Source organism: Streptomyces sp. NPDC030814 (genome assembly GCF_055572155.1).
The window spans coordinates 334,706-349,946 of sequence record NZ_JBVIDX010000002.1 but is presented as its reverse complement, the minus strand read 5'-3'; the positions used below and the strand labels follow the sequence as shown (position 1 = coordinate 349,946).

Sequence of the window (15,241 nt, the reverse complement as noted above, 5' to 3'; positions counted from 1 at the left end):
GCGCCCCTGTGGCGGCGGGGGCTGCGCTCCCCCGCTGTCACAGGCGCGGTTCGGCACTTGCCTCGATCTGTTCGCCAAGGACCCTGCTCGCCAGGTTCGAGGCCAGCTCCGAGACGTAGACGCGGAGTTCGGCCTCCGCCGCGGCGCGGTCGGAGGCAATGCGGGCCTGACCCCGGGTGAGGATCGTCGCGTACTCGCGTTGGGCCTCCGCGCGGGCCTCGGCCACCAGGGTCGTGCCCTCCTCGAACGCCTGCTGGCGGATGCGGGCGGCGTCGTGGCGGGCTTCGGCCAGGGTCGCGGCCGCTTCCGCCCGCTTGCTCTCCGCCTCCCGCCGGACGGCCTCGGCCTGCGCCTCGGCTCCGTCGGTGGCCGCTTCCCGCTCGTCAAGTACGCGCTGCACCCGGGGCGCCAGCCGGACGAAGAAGAGGAAGACCAGCGCGAACAGCACCGCCGCGACGACGAGTTCCGGAACCGGGGGGTTCAACGGGCCGATGTCCACCGGGAGAAGGTCCATACCGATGGCTTACCCGTTCACACGCGCGAGGCATCGCACGTCTGCGCCAGAGTTGACCGGTAATCGACGGCTGTTCACCCCAACAGCCGTCGCTCGGCCCGGTCCGCTGCCGGGCCGTCAGTCCCCGTGGTCGTACACCGTCACCGCTATCCCCCGCCGGACGAGCCGCTCGGTGATCAAGGGCTCCACTCGTGACCACGTGCCGCCGGCGAGGCCGCAGCCGATGCGCGGCATGTGCACGGAGGCGTCGAGCTCCAGAGCCTTGTCGGCGAGCAGGGCGAGGGCGGAGTCGATGGCCTCGTACCGGACGGGGACGCCCTTGCTGCCCGTGCGGATGCCCCGCTGGCCAACCAGGTTGGCGACCCAGGTGTACGGGCCGACCTGGACGAACTGGGCGGCGCCGAGTCCGAAGTCGTTGTGCGCGCGGTTGCGGTGCCAGGCCCGGTAGGCCGCTTCCGGTTCCGGCCAGCGGCGGGAGATGGCGAGGACGAAGCCCTTGCCCCAGCCGCCGAGGTCGTTGCTGACATGGGCGATGACCTTGACGCCCTTGCCCAGCGGCACCGTGGCGTCTCCCCTGACGTAGGTGATCCCTGACATGGCCCCCACCGTACGGGCCACCACTGACAGTCGCCCCGAGCAGCCGTTGAAGGTTTCACAGTACTGGTGGGACAGCGATACTGCTGTGCATGACGACCGGGACCGGGGAAGGCGCCGACACGGCCGAGGACACCGAGGAGGGGGCCCTGACCGTGGACGAGCTGGCCGCGCGGGCCGGGGTCACGGTGCGCACGGTCCGCTTCTACAGCACCAAGGGGCTGCTGCCGCCGCCGGTGATCGGTCCGCGTCGGGTCGGCCGGTACGGCCGGGGTCATCTGGCCCGGCTCGCCCTGATCGAGGAGCTCCAGCGACAGGGCATGACCCTGGCCGCCATCGAGCGGTATCTGCGGCAGCTGCCGCCGGACCTGTCCCCGCGTGATCTGGCCCTGCAGCGGGCCGTCGTGGCCTCCTGGGCGCCGGACGCGGTGGAGACGGTGACCCGGGAGGAGCTGGAGCCGCGGGCCGGTCGGCCCCTGGACGAGGAGGATGTGCAGCGGCTCACGGCGATGGGCCTGGTCGAACGGGACGGCGACGGGTTCCGGGTGGACCCCGGTCTGCTGCGGCTGGGGGCGGAGCTCCTCGACGTACCCCTGTCCCAGGAGTCGATCCTGGCCGCGCGGAACGTCCTGATCGAGCACGCCCGGGCGGCGGCCCACGAGTTGTCGGGCCTCTTCCGCGACGCGGTGGCCGAGCGCGATCCCCAGGCGGTGAAGTCCCTGTCGGCCCATATGCAGCCCCTGGTGGTCCAGGCCCTGCTGACGACCTTCCAGCGCTCGCTGCGGGAAGAGCTGCGGGAGTGGCTGAAGGAGGGGTGAACCCTCCCGCGGGCTGTGTGATTCGTCCGCCGGTGGGTGGGGGCTGGTCGCGCAGTTCCCCGCGCCCCTGAAAAGCGGCCGGGGCTGCGCCCCGTGCTTTTCAGGGGCTTTTCAGGATGAAGGCCTGGCCGCCAGCCCCACCCCTCAAGGGGCGCGGGGAACTGCGCGACCAGCCGCAACGAACCCGCGGCCGGCAACGAACCCCGCACCCCCGGGACGGTCAGGCGTCGGCGAACCTCTCCCCCCGCTCCGCCTTCTCCACCAGCAGAGCCGGCGGAGTGAAGCGGGCACCGTAGCGGTCGGCCAGCTCCCTCGCCCGGGCCACGAAGCCCGGCAGGCCGCCTTCGTAGCCGTTGATGTACTGGAGGACTCCACCGGTCCAGCCGGGGAAGCCGATGCCGAAGATCGAGCCGATGTTGGCGTCGGCGACCGAGGTGAGGACGCCCTCCTCAAGGAGGCGCACGGTGTCGAGCGCCTCGGAGAACAGCATGCGTTCCTGCATGTCCTCGAAGGGGATCCGGTGGCCGGGCCGGGTGAAGTGCTCGCGAAGGCCGGGCCAGAGCTTGGTGCGGCGGCCGTCGGGACCGTAGTCGTAGAAACCCCCGCCGCCGCTGCGCCCGGTGCGGCCGAACTCGTCGACCATGCGGTCGATGACCGCTTCCGCGGGGTGCTCCTCCCAGGTGCCGCCCGCCTCCTCGACGGCCCGCCGCGTCTCCGCGCGGATCTTGCGGGGCAGGGTCAGCGTCAGCTCGTCCATCAGGGAGAGGACCTTCGCCGGGTAGCCCGCCTGGGCCGCCGCCTGCTCGACCGACGCGGGCTCGATGCCCTCGCCGACCATCGCGACGCCCTCGTTGATGAAGTGGCCGATGACACGGGAGGTGAAGAAGCCACGCGAGTCGTTGACGACGATCGGGGTCTTCTTGATCTGCCGGACCAGGTCGAAGGCGCGGGCGAGGGCCTCGTCACCGGTCCGCTCCCCCTTGATGATCTCGACGAGCGGCATCTTGTCGACGGGCGAGAAGAAGTGCAGGCCGATGAAGTCGGACTGGCGCTCCACGCCTTCGGCGAGGGTGGTGATGGGAAGGGTGGAGGTGTTGGAGCACAGCAGCGCGTCCGGGGCCACGACACTCTCGATCTCCTGGAACACCTTGTGCTTGAGGGCGGTGTCCTCGAAGACGGCCTCGATGACCGCGTCGCAGCCGGCCAGGTCGGCCGGGTCGCCGGTGGGGGTGATCCGGGCGAGCAGCGCGTCGGCCTTCTCCTGGGTCGTACGGCCCTTGGCGACGGCCTTCGCGCAGAGTTTCTCCGAGTAGCCCTTGCCCTTCTCGGCTGCTTCCGCGGACACGTCCTTCAGGACGACGTCGATGCCGGCGCGGGCGCAGGAGTACGCGATGCCGGCGCCCATCATCCCGGCACCGAGAACGGCCACCTTGCGGACCGGGCGCGGTTCGATCCCCTTGGGGCGGTTGGCGCCGGAGTTGACGGCCTGGAGGTCGAAGAAGAAGGCCTGGATCATGTTCTTCGAGGTCTGGCCGGCGGCCAGCTCCACGAAGTAGCGGGCCTCGATGACCTGGGCGGTCTCGAAGTCGACCTGGGCGCCCTCGACGGCGGCGGCGAGGATGTTCCGCGGGGCCGGGTAGGGGGCGCCGGCCGTCTGCTTGCGCAGGGTGGCGGGGAAGGCGGGCAGGTTCGCCGCGAACTTGGGGTGGGCGGGCGTGCCTCCGGGGATGCGGTAGCCCGGCTTGTCCCAGGGCTGCTGGGACTCGGGGTTGGCGTCGATGAAGGCGCGCGCCCTGGCCATCAGCTCGTCGTGCGTGCCGGCCACCTCGTGGATGAGGCCGTTGTCCAAGGCCCGCCGCGGGCTGTACTGGGTGCCCTGGAGAAGGACCTTCAGGAGGGCGTCGGCGATGCCGAGGAGCCGTACGGTGCGGACGACGCCGCCGCCTCCGGGGAGCAGGCCGAGGGTGACCTCGGGGCAGCCGATCTTGGAGCCGGGGGCGTCGAGGGCGACGCGGTGGTGGCAGGCGAGGGCGAGTTCGAAGCCGCCGCCGAGGGCGGCGCCGTTGATCGCGGCGACGACGGGCTTGCCCAGGGTCTCGATGCGGCGCAGATGGCGCTTGATCTCCAGGCCGCCGTCGAACAGCTGCTGCGCGGTGTCGGGCGTGACCCGGATGAGGTCGCGCAGATCGCCGCCGGCGAAGAAGGTCTTCTTGGCGGAGGTGATGATGACGCCGCGGATGGAGTCCTTCTCGGCCTCCAGCCGGTCGGTGATCACGGCGAGGGAGTCGCGGAACGCCTGGTTCATGGTGTTCGCGGACTGGTGGGGGTCGTCGAGGACGAGGGTGACGAGGCCCGAGCGGTCCTGTTCCCAGCGGATGGTGGTGCTCTCGGTCATGAGGGGGTCTCCGTAGAAGTCTGGTGGTTCCGCCGGGTGTCAGACGCGTTCGACGATCGTCGCGATGCCCATGCCGCCGCCCACGCACAGCGTGGCCAGTCCGTACCGCTTGTCCTGGCGCTCCAGCTCGTCGATGAGCGTGCCGAGGATCATCGCGCCGGTGGCGCCCAGCGGGTGGCCGAGGGCGATGGCGCCGCCGTTGACGTTGACCTTGTCCAGGGAGATCCCCATGTCCTTCACGAAGCGCAGGACGACGGCCGCGAACGCCTCGTTGATCTCGACGAGGTCGATGTCGTCGATGGTCAGTCCGGCCCTGGCGAGGGCCTTGCGGGTGGCGGGCGCGGGGCCGGTGAGCATGATGGTGGGCTCGGAGCCGGAGACTGCGGCGGACACGATCCGCGCGCGCGGACGCAGGCCGTAGCGGTCGCCGATCTCGCGGGAACCGATGGCGACGAGCGCCGCGCCGTCGACGATGCCGGAGGAGTTGCCCGCGTGGTGGACGTGGTCGATCTCCTCGACCCAGTGGTACTTCTGCAGGGCCACCGCGTCGAAGCCGCCCAGCTCGCCGATGTCGGCGAACGACGGCTTCAGCTTGGCTAGGGAGTCGACGGTGGTGCCGGGCCGCAGGTGCTCGTCGTGGTCGAGGACGACGAGGCCCGCGCGGTCCTTCACGGGGACGACGGAGGCGCCGAATCGGTCGTCCTTCCAGGCCGCCGCGGCCCGCTCCTGGGAGAGGGCGGCGTACTCGTCGACGTCCCGGCGGGAGAATCCCTCGATCGTGGCGATGAGGTCGGCGCCGATGCCCTGCGGCACGAAGTTGACGGCCAGATTGGTCATCGGGTCGTTGAACCAGGCGCCGCCGTCCGAGGCCATCGGTACCCGCGACATCGACTCGACGCCGCCGGCGAGCACCAGGTCCTCCCAGCCGCTGCGGACCTTTGCGGCGGCCAGGTTGACGGCCTCCAGGCCGGAGGCACAGAAGCGGTTCTCCTGTACACCGGCCACGGTGTCCGGCAGTCCGGCGGCGATCGCGGCGATCCGGGCGATGTCGGAGCCCTGGTCGCCCACGGGGCCCACGACGCCGAGCACGATGTCGTCGACGGCGGCCGGGTCGAGGCCGGGGTGCCGCCGCCGGACCTCGTGGATCAGCCCGACGACGAGGTCGATGGGCTTGGTGCCGTGCAGGGCGCCGTTCGCCTTGCCGCGTCCGCGCGGGGTGCGGATCGCCTCGTACACGTACGCTTCGGTGCTCACGGGTCTGGCCTTTCGGGTGGCGGTGGAGAGCCGGTGTCGGTCGGGGGCGCGTCGGTCGGGCGTCAGGCGCCGACCTGGCCGTCGGGTATGCCTTCCGTCAGGGAGACATTCATGGCGGCGGCCGGGGAGCGATCCGCGAGGAGCCCGGGTATGTCCCAGTCGCGGGCCACGTCCGTGGTGTCGGCGCCCGGCTGCGCGGGGCCGCCGCGCACGGAGGTGTGGGTGGCGGAGAATCGGGGTGCGGGGGCGGGCTGGGTGATGCCGCCGAAGTCGGTGAAGGTGCCGCGGGCCGCGAGGTGTGGGTGGTCCGGGGCCTCGCGCAGCGACAGCACGGGCGCCACGCAGGCGTCGGAGCCCTCGAAGACCGCCGTCCACTCGTCGCGCGTACGCGTCCTGAAGCGGGCCGCGACCGTCTCGCGCAGTTCGCCCCAGGCGGCGACGTCCTTGCGGGCCGGGGCACGGTCCTTGATACCGAGGAGGTCGATGAACTCCTCGTAGAACTGCTGCTCCAGGGCACCCACGGCCATGTACCGGCCGTCGGCGGTCTCGTAGGTGCCGTAGAAGGGGCAGCCGCCGTCGAGGAGGTTGGCGGCGCGGCGGTCCTGCCAGCCGCCGGCGGCGAGCATGCCGTGGATCATCGTGGAGAGGTGCGCGGTGCCGTCGACGATGGCCGCGTCCACGACCTGTCCGGTGCCGGTGGCGCGGGCGTGGTGCAGGGCGGCGAGGACGCCGACGACGAGGTAGAGCGAGCCGCCCGCGTAGTCGCCGAGGAGGTTGGCGGGGGCGACGGGCGGGAGGTCCGGGGTGCCGATCATGCCGAGGGTGCCGGTCAGGGCGATGTAGGCGATGTCGTGGCCGGCGCGCTGGACGAGGGGGCCCTGCTGGCCCCAGCCGGTCATCCGGCCGTAGACGAGGGCCGGGTTGCGGGCGTGGCAGGTGTCGGGGCCGACGCCGAGGCGCTCGGCGACCCCGGGGCGGTAGCCCTCGATCAGGACGTCGGCCCGTTCGGCGAGGGCGAGGACGGTGTCCGGGCCGTCGCCGGACTTGAGGTCGACGATCACGGACCGTTTGTTGCGGTTGGTGATGTCGTACAGGGGATTCACGGCGAGGCCGGCGCCGCCGGGCCGGTCGACGCGGACGACGTCGGCGCCGAGGTCGCCGAGGAGCATGGCGGCGAACGGTCCGGGGCCGATGCCCGCGAGTTCGACCACGCGCACACCGGCGAGCGGGCCGTGCCCGGGCGTCTTCGCCACTGCCATCTGGAGCCCCCAGCTCTGTGACACCGATGATGTAACACCAGTGATGTTAAGAACGTGTTCCACCGCACACAAGGTCTTGGGTGAGCAAACGCTTAGCCATTGTGCCCAAGGTCGTGCCGGATGTCCCGGCGCGCGTCGGCCGGGCTCAGTGGGTGTCCAGCTCCGCTATCAGGTACTTCGGGGCGATCACGCGGTAGCTCTCCTCGATCCAGTCGCAGAGCAGGTCCGTGCCCGGGGCGCCCGGCTCCTCCAGCGGGACGCGCACCCAGCCTGCCTTGCCGAGGCCGTATCCGGCGGGTTCGGCTCCTGGGCAGGTCAGGGCGTGGGCGTGGGTCTCCTCGTCCTTGAGCTTCACGGTGACGCCCAGCGGGTGGCTGCCGTCGTCCACGCCGAGGAACACGAACACCTTCCTGTTGACCTTGGCGACGCTCTCGCCCCAGGGGAACTCCTCGGCCGCGCCGGGCATCCCGAGAGCGAACTCACGTACCGTCCCCCACTTTTTCAGGGCGTTCCTGGGCACGGCCACGGCCACCTCCGGATCCCGCGCGTTCGACTGCTCGTCCCTCACGCTAGCCTCACCCACCGACAACGGCGCGGGGGCGAGGGCTGAGGGGTTCAATGAGCACGCAGAGCAGGGCGGATCGGGCGTACGACATCGTGCTCTTCGGAGCGACGGGGTTCGTCGGCGAGCTCACCGCGGAGTATCTCGCCGAGCACGCGCCCGAGGGGCTGCGCTGGGCGCTGGCCGGCCGTAACGCCGAGAAGCTGGCCGCGCTGCGGGAGCGGCTGCCCGGCGGGGCGGGGATCGGCGTGCTCCGCGCGGACGTGTCGGATCCGGCTTCCCTGCGTGAACTCGCCCGGCAGGCACGGGTGGTGGCCACGACGGTCGGCCCGTACATCACGTACGGCGAAGAACTGGTGGCCGCCTGCGCCGACGAGGGCACCGACTACCTGGACCTCACCGGCGAGCCCGAGTTCGTGGACCTGATGTTCGTCCGGCACGACGCACGCGCGCGTGAGACCGGGGCGCGGATCGTGCACGCGGCGGGCTTCGACTCGATCCCGCACGATCTTGGGGCGTACTTCACGGTGCAGCAACTCCCGGAGGACGTGCCGATCACCGTCGACGGCTTCGTGCGGGCGTCGGGGATGTTCTCGGGCGGCACGTTCAACTCCGCGCTGACCATCTTTTCGCGGCCCCGGCAGATGGCCGCCGCCACGCGGGACCGCAAGCGGCACGAGCCGCGGACAGTGGGGCGGCGAGCGCACGCGCCGGTGAGCGCGCCCCGCTTCGCCAAGGAGGTCGGTGCGTGGGCGCTGCCGCTGCCGACCATCGACGCGCGGGTGGTGCAGCGATCGGCGCGCGCCCTGCGGCGCTACGGACCGGACTTCCGCTACCGCCACTACGCGGCCGTCAGGACCCTGCCGTTCGCGGTGGGCGGTGTCGCGTTCGTGGGTGCGGTCGTCGCCGCCGCGCAAGTGCCGCCCGCCCGGCGCTGGTTGGGCAACCTGCACAAGCCCGGCGAGGGGCCGGGCGCGGAGAAGCGGGCCAAGAGCTGGTTCTCGGTGCGGTTCGTGGGCGAGGGGGGCGGACGGCGGGTCTTCACGGAGGTCGCGGGCGGCGACCCCGGCTACGGCGAGACGGCGAAGATGTTCGCCGAGTCGGCGCTCTGCCTGGCCTTCGACGAGCTTCCCGCCACCGCGGGCCAGGTCACGACGGCGGTGGCGATGGGCGACGCGCTGATCGAACGGCTGCGCGCGGCGGGCATCACGTTCCGGGTCGCCGCCTCCCGGTGACGCGGGATCCGGCCCCCCAGGGGCGGCCGTGCGCACACCGCCCTCGCCGCCCTCGGGCTGCTCAGGCCCATCCCGTCAGCGTGTAGACCATCCCGCCGATCCAGGCGATTCCGGCGATCAGCGCGAGGAGCAGGCCGGCCGTGACAGCACGCTCGACGGGCTGGCTGGGGCTGGCGGCGGGCTTCGGGGCGCGGTGCGTCGTCATGCGGTCCAGCCTGCCGATCATGGCGACGCGCCGCTATCCGTACTCGTACTCAGGTACGAAGCCCGCACCTAAGGGCTGCCCCGTGATCCGCGGTGGATCAGCCCACGGCGTCGGATGCCGGGGGCACCTCCCACGCCGTTCAGGCAGTGGGGGAGCATCGCAAGGCGGAGGGGCGTCCGCATATCGGATGTATGCGGGCGTTCCGACAACGCGGCGAGGTGCCGTAGCCGGCGTCGTGCGCCCGCCGGGGATTACGGGACAGCCCTTAGTCATGTGCGCCCCCGAGGGCCCGGCCCGCCGTCTCCCGCAGGGCCCGGCGGCAGAGCGTGTCGGCACGCCGGGTGGTTTCCGGGACGCGGTAGGCCGGGGTGAGGGCGAGGGTGTGGGCGCAGGCGTTGTCGAGGGTCATGCGATGACCGACGGAGACGAACACCGGTTTGACCCCGTCACGGGTGCGCAGGGCGCAGCCCACTTCCTCGGGGCCCGATCCGCCGGGCGCGAGGAGCGGTGAGGCGCTGCCGCGCGGGGTGCCCGGGTCGTCGTAGGTGAAGGTGAACGGGTTCTTGGCGACGCCGATCGTGGGGAGCCCGGTGAGGACTCCGAGGTGGCTGGCGAGGCCGAAGCGGCGCGGGTGGGCGAGGCCGTAGCCGTCACAGACGACGACTCCGGGGTCGCACGGCAGCGCGTCCAGGGCCGCCAGGACGGTCGGGATCTCGCGGAAGGCCAGCAGCCCGGGGACGTACGGGAAGGACACCTGCCCGATCGCCGTGGCCTCGGCGACCACGGCGAGGGTCGCCGCGTCCAGTACGACGGCCGCCGCCGCGACCACGTCCCGCTCGTCGTCGTACGCGACGTCCACGCCGGTGACATGTCCGGTGCCGGGCGGCGGCCCGGTCTCGTCGAGGATCACCTTGCCGCGCAACTCGTCCTGCACGGCTCGGGCTTGATCGTCTGTGGCGGGCCAGCCCGCGGGGATGCGTACGGTCGTCATGGTCCGACGAGCGTACGCATCCCCGCTGCGAGCACGCCTCCCGGGGCTGCGCGTCTATTTGTCGAGGGCGCGCTTCAGCTGGCTCTTGTTCATGTCGGAACGGCCGCGGATGTTGCGCCGCTTGGCCTCCTCGTACAGCTGGTCGTACGTGGGTCCCTCGGACCCGCTGTGGGAGCGCTGTCCGCCGCGCTTGCCGGACGACATGTCCTGCGTGGACGTACGGCTCGCGGTCTTGGACTCACCGGACCGGGCGCGCTCCTTGTTGACCGTGCGTGCGGCGATCTCCTTGGCGCGCGACTCGCTCTCACCCCGGTCCTCGGCACTCTCCTTGATGTGCTCGTACTGACGTTCCCGCTTGGGGCTCGAACCACGTGGCATGCCGATCACTCCCTTCGTGATGCGAACGCCCCACGGGTATCCCGGTGCGCGGGATCCAGTCCCGGCCGCCACCTGTTCACCGGCGCTTCCCTCAGTTCTCCAGCCGGGCGACGCGTCCCTTCTCCCCGGCGGCCCAGCAGCCGCGGTCCGGGGTGCAGCCGACGGTGTCGTACGAGCCCGTGTCGACGGTGCGCCAGGTGCGGCCGCCGTCGGTGGTGAGATCGGTTCCGGTGGGGCCGACGGCGAGGGCGGTCGTACGGCTGTACGGGAGCCAGGTGACACCGGAGCGGTAGGCGGGCGGCGGTTGCGCGGCAGGAGTCCAGACGCGGCCGGCGTCGTCGGTGGTGGCCGCCGCCCTCGGGGACGACTGGTCGGCGCGGTAGTCGCCGCCGACGGCGATGCCGTGGGACCGGTCGCGGAAGGCGAGGGCGAAGACGCCGCGGGCCGGGTCGCCCGCCGGGACGGGGGTGTCGGTGGCCGTCCAGGTCAGACCGCGGTCGGCGGAGTGCAGCACACGCGCGCGTGCGGCCCCGCCGGTGGCCAGCCACACATCGCGCCGCCCCGAGCTGACCAGGCACTGCCCGCTCGCCGCGAAGCCCGCCTCGCCCTCCAGGGCCGGGGGCATCCCGTCGTCCGGCAGGACGCTCCAGGAGCGGCCGCCGTCCTTGGTGGACAGGATGCGGAACTTCCCGTCCACCGGGTCGCTCATGGCGAGCCCGTGGCGGGTGTCGAAGAAGGTCAGGCAGTCGTAGAAGGCCCGCGGGTCGGTGTTGCGGAAGGACTCGGTCCAGCTGGCGCCGCCGTCGTCCGTGCGGTAGACGCGAGAGGCCTCGCCCTCGCCGATGGCCAGAACGACCGCCCGGCGGGCGTCGAATGCCTCGATGTCCCGGAACTGCAGATCCTGTGCGCCGGGTGGTGACACATCGCGCCAGTGCTCGCCACCGTCCTTGGTCCGCAGCACGGTCCCTGCGGTTCCGGCCACCCAGGCGGTGTTCCGGCTGACCGCGGCGAGACCGCGAAAGCGCACCTCGGTGCCGGTGTTCTTCAGTTCCCAGTGGGGTGGCCGGCCGTCCCCGTGTGCCTGCGCGGGCACGGTCATGGCGGCGGCGAGCGCCGTCGCGGCCAGTCCCATCGCCATCGTCCGACTCGTCCGAATCCTGCTTCTCGACTGCCCCGTGGCCCTCATGGCGGGCGAAGCTAGCCCACCACCCGGGCGCCGTCCAGATGGCCTCGGCGGGAACCGCGGGGCCCCGTGCGGTGTCCTCTCGGGTATCCCGGGGCCCTGGGACGAGAAATGGATCACCTCAGTGATTGGACTCGGTGACAGAGGTCACTCGAAGCCCATGTGCACGGATTGGCCCGATCCAGCGTCTCTTCACATGCCCGGCCAAGCCATCCGGTGTCCGTCCAGCCGTCACGAGGGAGCAAGGCGTTGTCCACCGTCATCGAGCAGCCCGTTGAGGCCCGTCTCGTCGCCGCCGCGCCGCGGATGCCGAGCATTCCCGCAACGCTCCACTACGACCGGAGCGACCCCTTCGCCGTCCGTATGACGTTCCCCGCCCCGGCGACGCTGGAGGGTGTCGAGGTCTGCTGGACCTTCGCCCGCGAACTGCTGGTGACCGGCATGGACGAGGCCGTCGGTCAGGGTGACGTGCGTGTGCGCCCGTACGGCTACGAGCGGCTGGTGCTGGAGTTCCACGCCCCGGAGGGCACCGCTGTGGTGCACGTCCTCTCCGGTGAGGTGCGCCGTTTCCTGGACCGTACGACCGAGCTGGTTCCCGTCGGCCTCGAACATCACCAGGTCGACCTGGACCACGATCTGGCCGAGCTGATGCGGGACGCCTGCTGAGGCCACGCCTTCCGACGCCGCCCCGCCCGGGCCGGGGGCGGCCGGTCCGGGTGTCGCATTAATGCGTTGACACCCCTGACGCCCCCTCCTACGTTGTACAGCGGTCCTGTTGCCGTCGATTGGAGAAGGACGTTGCTCGTCTGAGGTCCTGAGACACCGCGTCACACATCATCGCCGTATCCCGGCTGCTCCTGTGTGCGTTGCGTGCGACCTCGGCGTACGAGCCGTCCCCCGGCAGCGGGCCTGCTTCGGCCCCGCCCAGCGGGTTCGCCCTCGCCTCGATGTGTCGCGCTCGCGGTGTCCGCACGCGTTGCCCCGACCACCGCAAGCAACCGCGAGGCCCTTCATGTCTACTCCCCTTTCCCTCACCTGCACCTCCCTGTCCTTCGCCTGGCCCGACGGCACAACCGTCTTCGAGGACCTGCAGATCGCGTTCGGCCCCGGCAGGACCGGGCTCGTCGGGGTCAACGGGTCGGGCAAGTCGACCCTGTTGAAGCTGATCGCCGGTGAGCTGACGCCGACCGACGGTACGGTCCGGGTGGCGGGCGAGATCGGCTACCTCCCGCAGAGCGTCACGCTCGACACCGCGCTGCGCGTCGACGAGGCGCTCGGCATCGCCGCGGCCCGCGCCGCGCTGCACGCCATCGAGGCGGGCGACGTGGCCGAGGAGCACTTCGCGGCCGTCGGCGACGACTGGGACATGGAGGAACGCGCCCTGGCGACCCTCGGTCAACTCGGGCTCGGCCACGTCGACCTCGACCGCACGATCGGCGAGATCTCGGGCGGCGAGTCGGTACTGCTGCGGCTGGCCGCGCTGCTGCTGCGCCGCCCGGACGTCCTGCTCCTCGACGAACCCACCAACAACCTCGACCTGTACGCCCGCCGCCGGCTGTACGACGCCGTCTCGGCGTGGTCCGGGGTCATGATCGTGGTCAGCCACGACCGCGAACTCCTCGACCTGGTCGATCAGATCGCCGATCTGCGCTCCGGGGAGGTCACCTGGTACGGCGGCAACTACTCCGACTACGAGGAGGCGCTCACCACCGAACAGGAGGCGGCCGAACGGATGGTGCGGGTCGCCGAGGCCGATCTGAAGAAGCAGAAGCGCGAGCTGGTCGACGCCCAGGTCAAGCTGGCCCGGCGCAAGCGGTACGGCCAGAAGATGTTCGAGCAGAAACGCGAGCCGAAGATCGTCATGGGTGCCCGGAAACGGGCGGCCCAGGAGTCCGCGGGCAAGCACCGCATCATGCACGAGGAGAAGCTCGCCGAGGCCAAGGAGCGGCTCGACGAGGCGGTGGAGGCCGTACGGGACGACGACGAGATCCGCGTCGACCTGCCGTACACGGCCGTGCCACCGGGCCGTACCGTGCTCACCGTCCTGGACCTCCAGCTGCGGTACGGGGCCCGGGTGAACGGCGGCCTCGATCTGCGGGGCCCCGAGCGGATCGCGCTGGTCGGCCGCAACGGCGCGGGCAAGACCACGCTGCTGCGCACGATCGCGGGCGAGCTGGAGCCGGTGGGCGGCGAGGTGCGGGCGCACGTTCCGCTGCGGTTCCTGCCGCAGCGGCTCGATGTCCTCGACGATGAACTGACGGTCGCCGAGAACGTGGCCCGGTACGCGCCGGGCGCCACCAACAACCGGGTGCGGGCCCGGCTCGCCCGCTTCCTGTTCCGGGGCGCCCGCGCCGACCAGCCGGCGGCGACGCTGTCCGGCGGGGAACGCTTCCGGGCCGCCCTCGCCGCGCTGATGCTCGCCGAGCCCGCCCCGCAGCTGCTGATGCTGGACGAGCCGACGAACAACCTGGACATGGCGAGTGTGCGGCAGCTGACGACGGCGCTGGAGTCCTACGAGGGGGCACTGATCGTGGCCAGCCACGACCTGCCGTTCCTCGCGTCGCTCGGCATCACCCGGTGGCTGTTGCTGGAGGAGGGAGGGATGCGCGACACCACACCGGAGGAACTCGGAACCACCGGCTGATCCTGGCGGTCGGTTCGTCGGCGGGTGCGGGTGGGCGGGGACTGTTCGCTCGGTTCCCCGCGCTTTCCCACGAAGGGCGGGCGGCCGACCCGACCCCCCAGGGGCGCGGGGAACCGCGCGACCACAACGCGCCCGCACGCGCCGACGGACCCGTGCCCCGCGGCGGAGCACCGGGTTCCGCCGCTCGGCCCCACCGCCCTCCCCCGCCCCGGCTACCGCCGAGTATCTCAGGAGGGGCACAGCCTCGCTGCGGGGGTTTTGTCCTGGTGGGCCGGGGCTGCATGATGGCGGACCGGCGTCGCCTCACGGGCGCCGGAACACCCTCGTTCGATTCGGAGTCCCACACGTGCCCAGCAAGAAGGCCCTCGTCCGTCGTCCCAGCCCCCGCCTGGCAGAAGGCCTCGTCACGCACGTCGAACGCACGGAAGTGGACGTCGACCTCGCGGTCGAGCAGTGGGAGGCGTACGGGGAGGCCCTGCGTACACACGGCTGGGAGACCATCGAGGTGGACCCGGCCGACGACTGCCCGGACTCGGTGTTCGTCGAGGACACGGTGGTCATGTACAAGAACGTTGCGCTGATCGCGCGCCCCGGCGCCGAGTCCCGGCGGGAGGAGACCGCGGGGACCGAGGAGGCAGTGGCCGCGCTCGGCTGCTCGGTGAACTGGGTCTGGGACCCGGGCACGCTGGAGGGCGGCGACGTCCTCAAGGTCGGCGACACCGTCTTCGTGGGCCGGGGCGGGCGCACCAACGCGGCCGGGGTCCAGCAGCTGCGGGCGGCGTTCGAGCCGCTCGGGGCGCGGGTGGTGTCCGTGCCGGTGAGCAAGGTGCTGCATCTGAAGTCGGCGGTCACGGCGCTGCCGGACGGCACGGTCGTCGGACACATACCGAAGATGGACGCGCCGTCGCTGTTCGGGCGCTTCCTGCCGGTGCCGGAGGAGGCCGGGGCGCACGTGGTGCTGCTCGGCGGCGACAAGCTGCTGATGGCGGCGAGCGCCCCGAAGACCGCGGAGCTGTACGCGGACCTCGGCTACGAGCCCGTCGTGGTCGACATCAGCGAGTTCGAGAAGCTGGAGGGCTGTGTGACATGCCTCTCGGTGCGGCTGCGGGAGCTGTACGCCTGACCGGGTGATCACCTCACCGCTTCAGCCCCTGGACCTGCGCGTCCAGGGGCTGTTCGGCATACGCGAACGCACCGTGCAGGGGCTTG

General features: G+C 71.8%; 15 protein-coding genes. 5 read left to right on the top strand and 10 right to left on the bottom strand.

All coding sequences use genetic code 11. The features are described from left to right. Positions 1-37 precede the first annotated feature (37 nt). Together ACZ43N_RS05025 and ACZ43N_RS05020 are read right to left on the bottom strand one after the other, a co-directional pair. On the bottom strand, positions 38-514 hold the full coding sequence (locus ACZ43N_RS05025) for a F0F1 ATP synthase subunit B family protein (RefSeq protein WP_468095035.1): 477 nt from the start codon (positions 512-514) through the stop codon (positions 38-40). A 117-nt stretch (positions 515-631) separates the two neighbouring features. Beyond that, positions 632-1,111, bottom strand: a complete 480-nt coding sequence (locus ACZ43N_RS05020) for a macro domain-containing protein (protein ID WP_468095033.1) — start codon at positions 1,109-1,111, stop codon at positions 632-634. Between the two features lie 89 nt (positions 1,112-1,200). Between ACZ43N_RS05020 and ACZ43N_RS05015 the strand changes: the two genes are divergently transcribed. Then, positions 1,201-1,926, top strand: coding sequence for a MerR family transcriptional regulator (locus ACZ43N_RS05015; RefSeq protein ID WP_468095032.1), 726 nt, complete (start codon positions 1,201-1,203; stop codon positions 1,924-1,926). A 220-nt stretch (positions 1,927-2,146) separates the two neighbouring features. Here ACZ43N_RS05015 and ACZ43N_RS05010 read toward each other — a convergent pair whose 3' ends face one another. The 4 genes from ACZ43N_RS05010 to ACZ43N_RS04995 all read right to left on the bottom strand — a co-directional run bounded on the left by ACZ43N_RS05010 (position 2,147) and on the right by ACZ43N_RS04995 (position 7,360). Continuing rightward, on the bottom strand, positions 2,147-4,321 hold the full coding sequence (locus tag ACZ43N_RS05010; protein ID WP_468095030.1) for a 3-hydroxyacyl-CoA dehydrogenase NAD-binding domain-containing protein: 2,175 nt from the start codon (positions 4,319-4,321) through the stop codon (positions 2,147-2,149). 39 nt (positions 4,322-4,360) lie between these two features. Continuing rightward, on the bottom strand, positions 4,361-5,575 hold the full coding sequence (locus tag ACZ43N_RS05005; protein WP_468095028.1) for an acetyl-CoA C-acetyltransferase: 1,215 nt from the start codon (positions 5,573-5,575) through the stop codon (positions 4,361-4,363). A 62-nt stretch (positions 5,576-5,637) separates the two neighbouring features. Continuing rightward, on the bottom strand, positions 5,638-6,834 hold the full coding sequence (locus ACZ43N_RS05000) for a CaiB/BaiF CoA transferase family protein (RefSeq protein ID WP_468095027.1): 1,197 nt from the start codon (positions 6,832-6,834) through the stop codon (positions 5,638-5,640). Between the two features lie 145 nt (positions 6,835-6,979). Continuing rightward, entirely contained in the window at positions 6,980-7,360 is a 381-nt protein-coding gene (locus tag ACZ43N_RS04995) for an MmcQ/YjbR family DNA-binding protein (protein WP_468095512.1), read from the bottom strand. A gap of 92 nt (positions 7,361-7,452) precedes the next feature. Between ACZ43N_RS04995 and ACZ43N_RS04990 the strand changes: the two genes are divergently transcribed. Continuing rightward, on the top strand, positions 7,453-8,631 hold the full coding sequence (locus tag ACZ43N_RS04990; protein WP_468095026.1) for a saccharopine dehydrogenase family protein: 1,179 nt from the start codon (positions 7,453-7,455) through the stop codon (positions 8,629-8,631). A 61-nt stretch (positions 8,632-8,692) separates the two neighbouring features. Here the strand turns inward: ACZ43N_RS04990 and mmpA are convergent, their stop codons facing one another. The 4 genes from mmpA to ACZ43N_RS04970 all read right to left on the bottom strand — a co-directional run bounded on the left by mmpA (position 8,693) and on the right by ACZ43N_RS04970 (position 11,343). Then, positions 8,693-8,836: a morphogenic membrane protein MmpA gene (gene mmpA, locus ACZ43N_RS04985; protein ID WP_468095024.1), complete on the bottom strand. Its 144-nt coding sequence runs from the start codon at positions 8,834-8,836 to the stop codon at positions 8,693-8,695. A gap of 265 nt (positions 8,837-9,101) precedes the next feature. Then, entirely contained in the window at positions 9,102-9,827 is a 726-nt protein-coding gene (locus tag ACZ43N_RS04980; RefSeq protein ID WP_468095022.1) for an endonuclease V, read from the bottom strand. Between the two features lie 54 nt (positions 9,828-9,881). Further along, the gene (locus ACZ43N_RS04975; RefSeq protein ID WP_099966426.1) at positions 9,882-10,205 is read right to left on the bottom strand and encodes a plasmid stabilization protein; all 324 of its coding nucleotides are present in this window, start codon (positions 10,203-10,205) and stop codon (positions 9,882-9,884) included. 91 nt (positions 10,206-10,296) lie between these two features. Further along, positions 10,297-11,343, bottom strand: a complete 1,047-nt coding sequence (locus ACZ43N_RS04970) for a WD40/YVTN/BNR-like repeat-containing protein (RefSeq protein WP_468095020.1) — start codon at positions 11,341-11,343, stop codon at positions 10,297-10,299. A 294-nt stretch (positions 11,344-11,637) separates the two neighbouring features. On the opposite strand from ACZ43N_RS04970, the gene ssgD reads away from it, so the two are divergent. From ssgD to ddaH, 3 genes are all read left to right on the top strand, one after another. Then, entirely contained in the window at positions 11,638-12,054 is a 417-nt protein-coding gene (gene ssgD / locus ACZ43N_RS04965) for a spore wall synthesis regulator SsgD (protein ID WP_468095019.1), read from the top strand. 346 nt (positions 12,055-12,400) lie between these two features. Beyond that, a complete protein-coding gene (locus ACZ43N_RS04960; RefSeq protein ID WP_468095018.1) occupies positions 12,401-14,032 on the top strand; it encodes an ABC-F family ATP-binding cassette domain-containing protein in 1,632 nt (543 codons plus the stop codon). 346 nt (positions 14,033-14,378) lie between these two features. After that, positions 14,379-15,155 (top strand): dimethylargininase, encoded by a 777-nt coding sequence (ddaH, locus tag ACZ43N_RS04955; RefSeq protein WP_468095016.1) that lies wholly within the window; start codon positions 14,379-14,381, stop codon positions 15,153-15,155. Positions 15,156-15,241: the final 86 nt, after the last annotated feature.

Excerpts from the sequence above, each read along its gene's own strand:
- ACZ43N_RS05025 (WP_468095035.1), bottom strand. The coding sequence starts at position 514 with ATGGACCTTCTCCCGGTGGACATCGGCCCGTTGAACCCCCCGGTTCCG.
- ACZ43N_RS05020 (WP_468095033.1), bottom strand. The coding sequence starts at position 1,111 with ATGTCAGGGATCACCTACGTCAGGGGAGACGCCACGGTGCCGCTGGGC.
- ACZ43N_RS05015 (WP_468095032.1), top strand. The coding sequence starts at position 1,201 with ATGACGACCGGGACCGGGGAAGGCGCCGACACGGCCGAGGACACCGAG.
- ACZ43N_RS05010 (WP_468095030.1), bottom strand. The coding sequence starts at position 4,321 with ATGACCGAGAGCACCACCATCCGCTGGGAACAGGACCGCTCGGGCCTC.
- ACZ43N_RS05000 (WP_468095027.1), bottom strand. The coding sequence starts at position 6,834 with ATGGCAGTGGCGAAGACGCCCGGGCACGGCCCGCTCGCCGGTGTGCGC.
- ACZ43N_RS04990 (WP_468095026.1), top strand. The coding sequence starts at position 7,453 with ATGAGCACGCAGAGCAGGGCGGATCGGGCGTACGACATCGTGCTCTTC.
- mmpA (WP_468095024.1), bottom strand. The coding sequence starts at position 8,836 with ATGACGACGCACCGCGCCCCGAAGCCCGCCGCCAGCCCCAGCCAGCCC.
- ACZ43N_RS04980 (WP_468095022.1), bottom strand. The coding sequence starts at position 9,827 with ATGACGACCGTACGCATCCCCGCGGGCTGGCCCGCCACAGACGATCAA.
- ACZ43N_RS04975 (WP_099966426.1), bottom strand. The coding sequence starts at position 10,205 with ATGCCACGTGGTTCGAGCCCCAAGCGGGAACGTCAGTACGAGCACATC.
- ACZ43N_RS04970 (WP_468095020.1), bottom strand. The coding sequence starts at position 11,343 with ATGGCGATGGGACTGGCCGCGACGGCGCTCGCCGCCGCCATGACCGTG.
- ACZ43N_RS04960 (WP_468095018.1), top strand. The coding sequence starts at position 12,401 with ATGTCTACTCCCCTTTCCCTCACCTGCACCTCCCTGTCCTTCGCCTGG.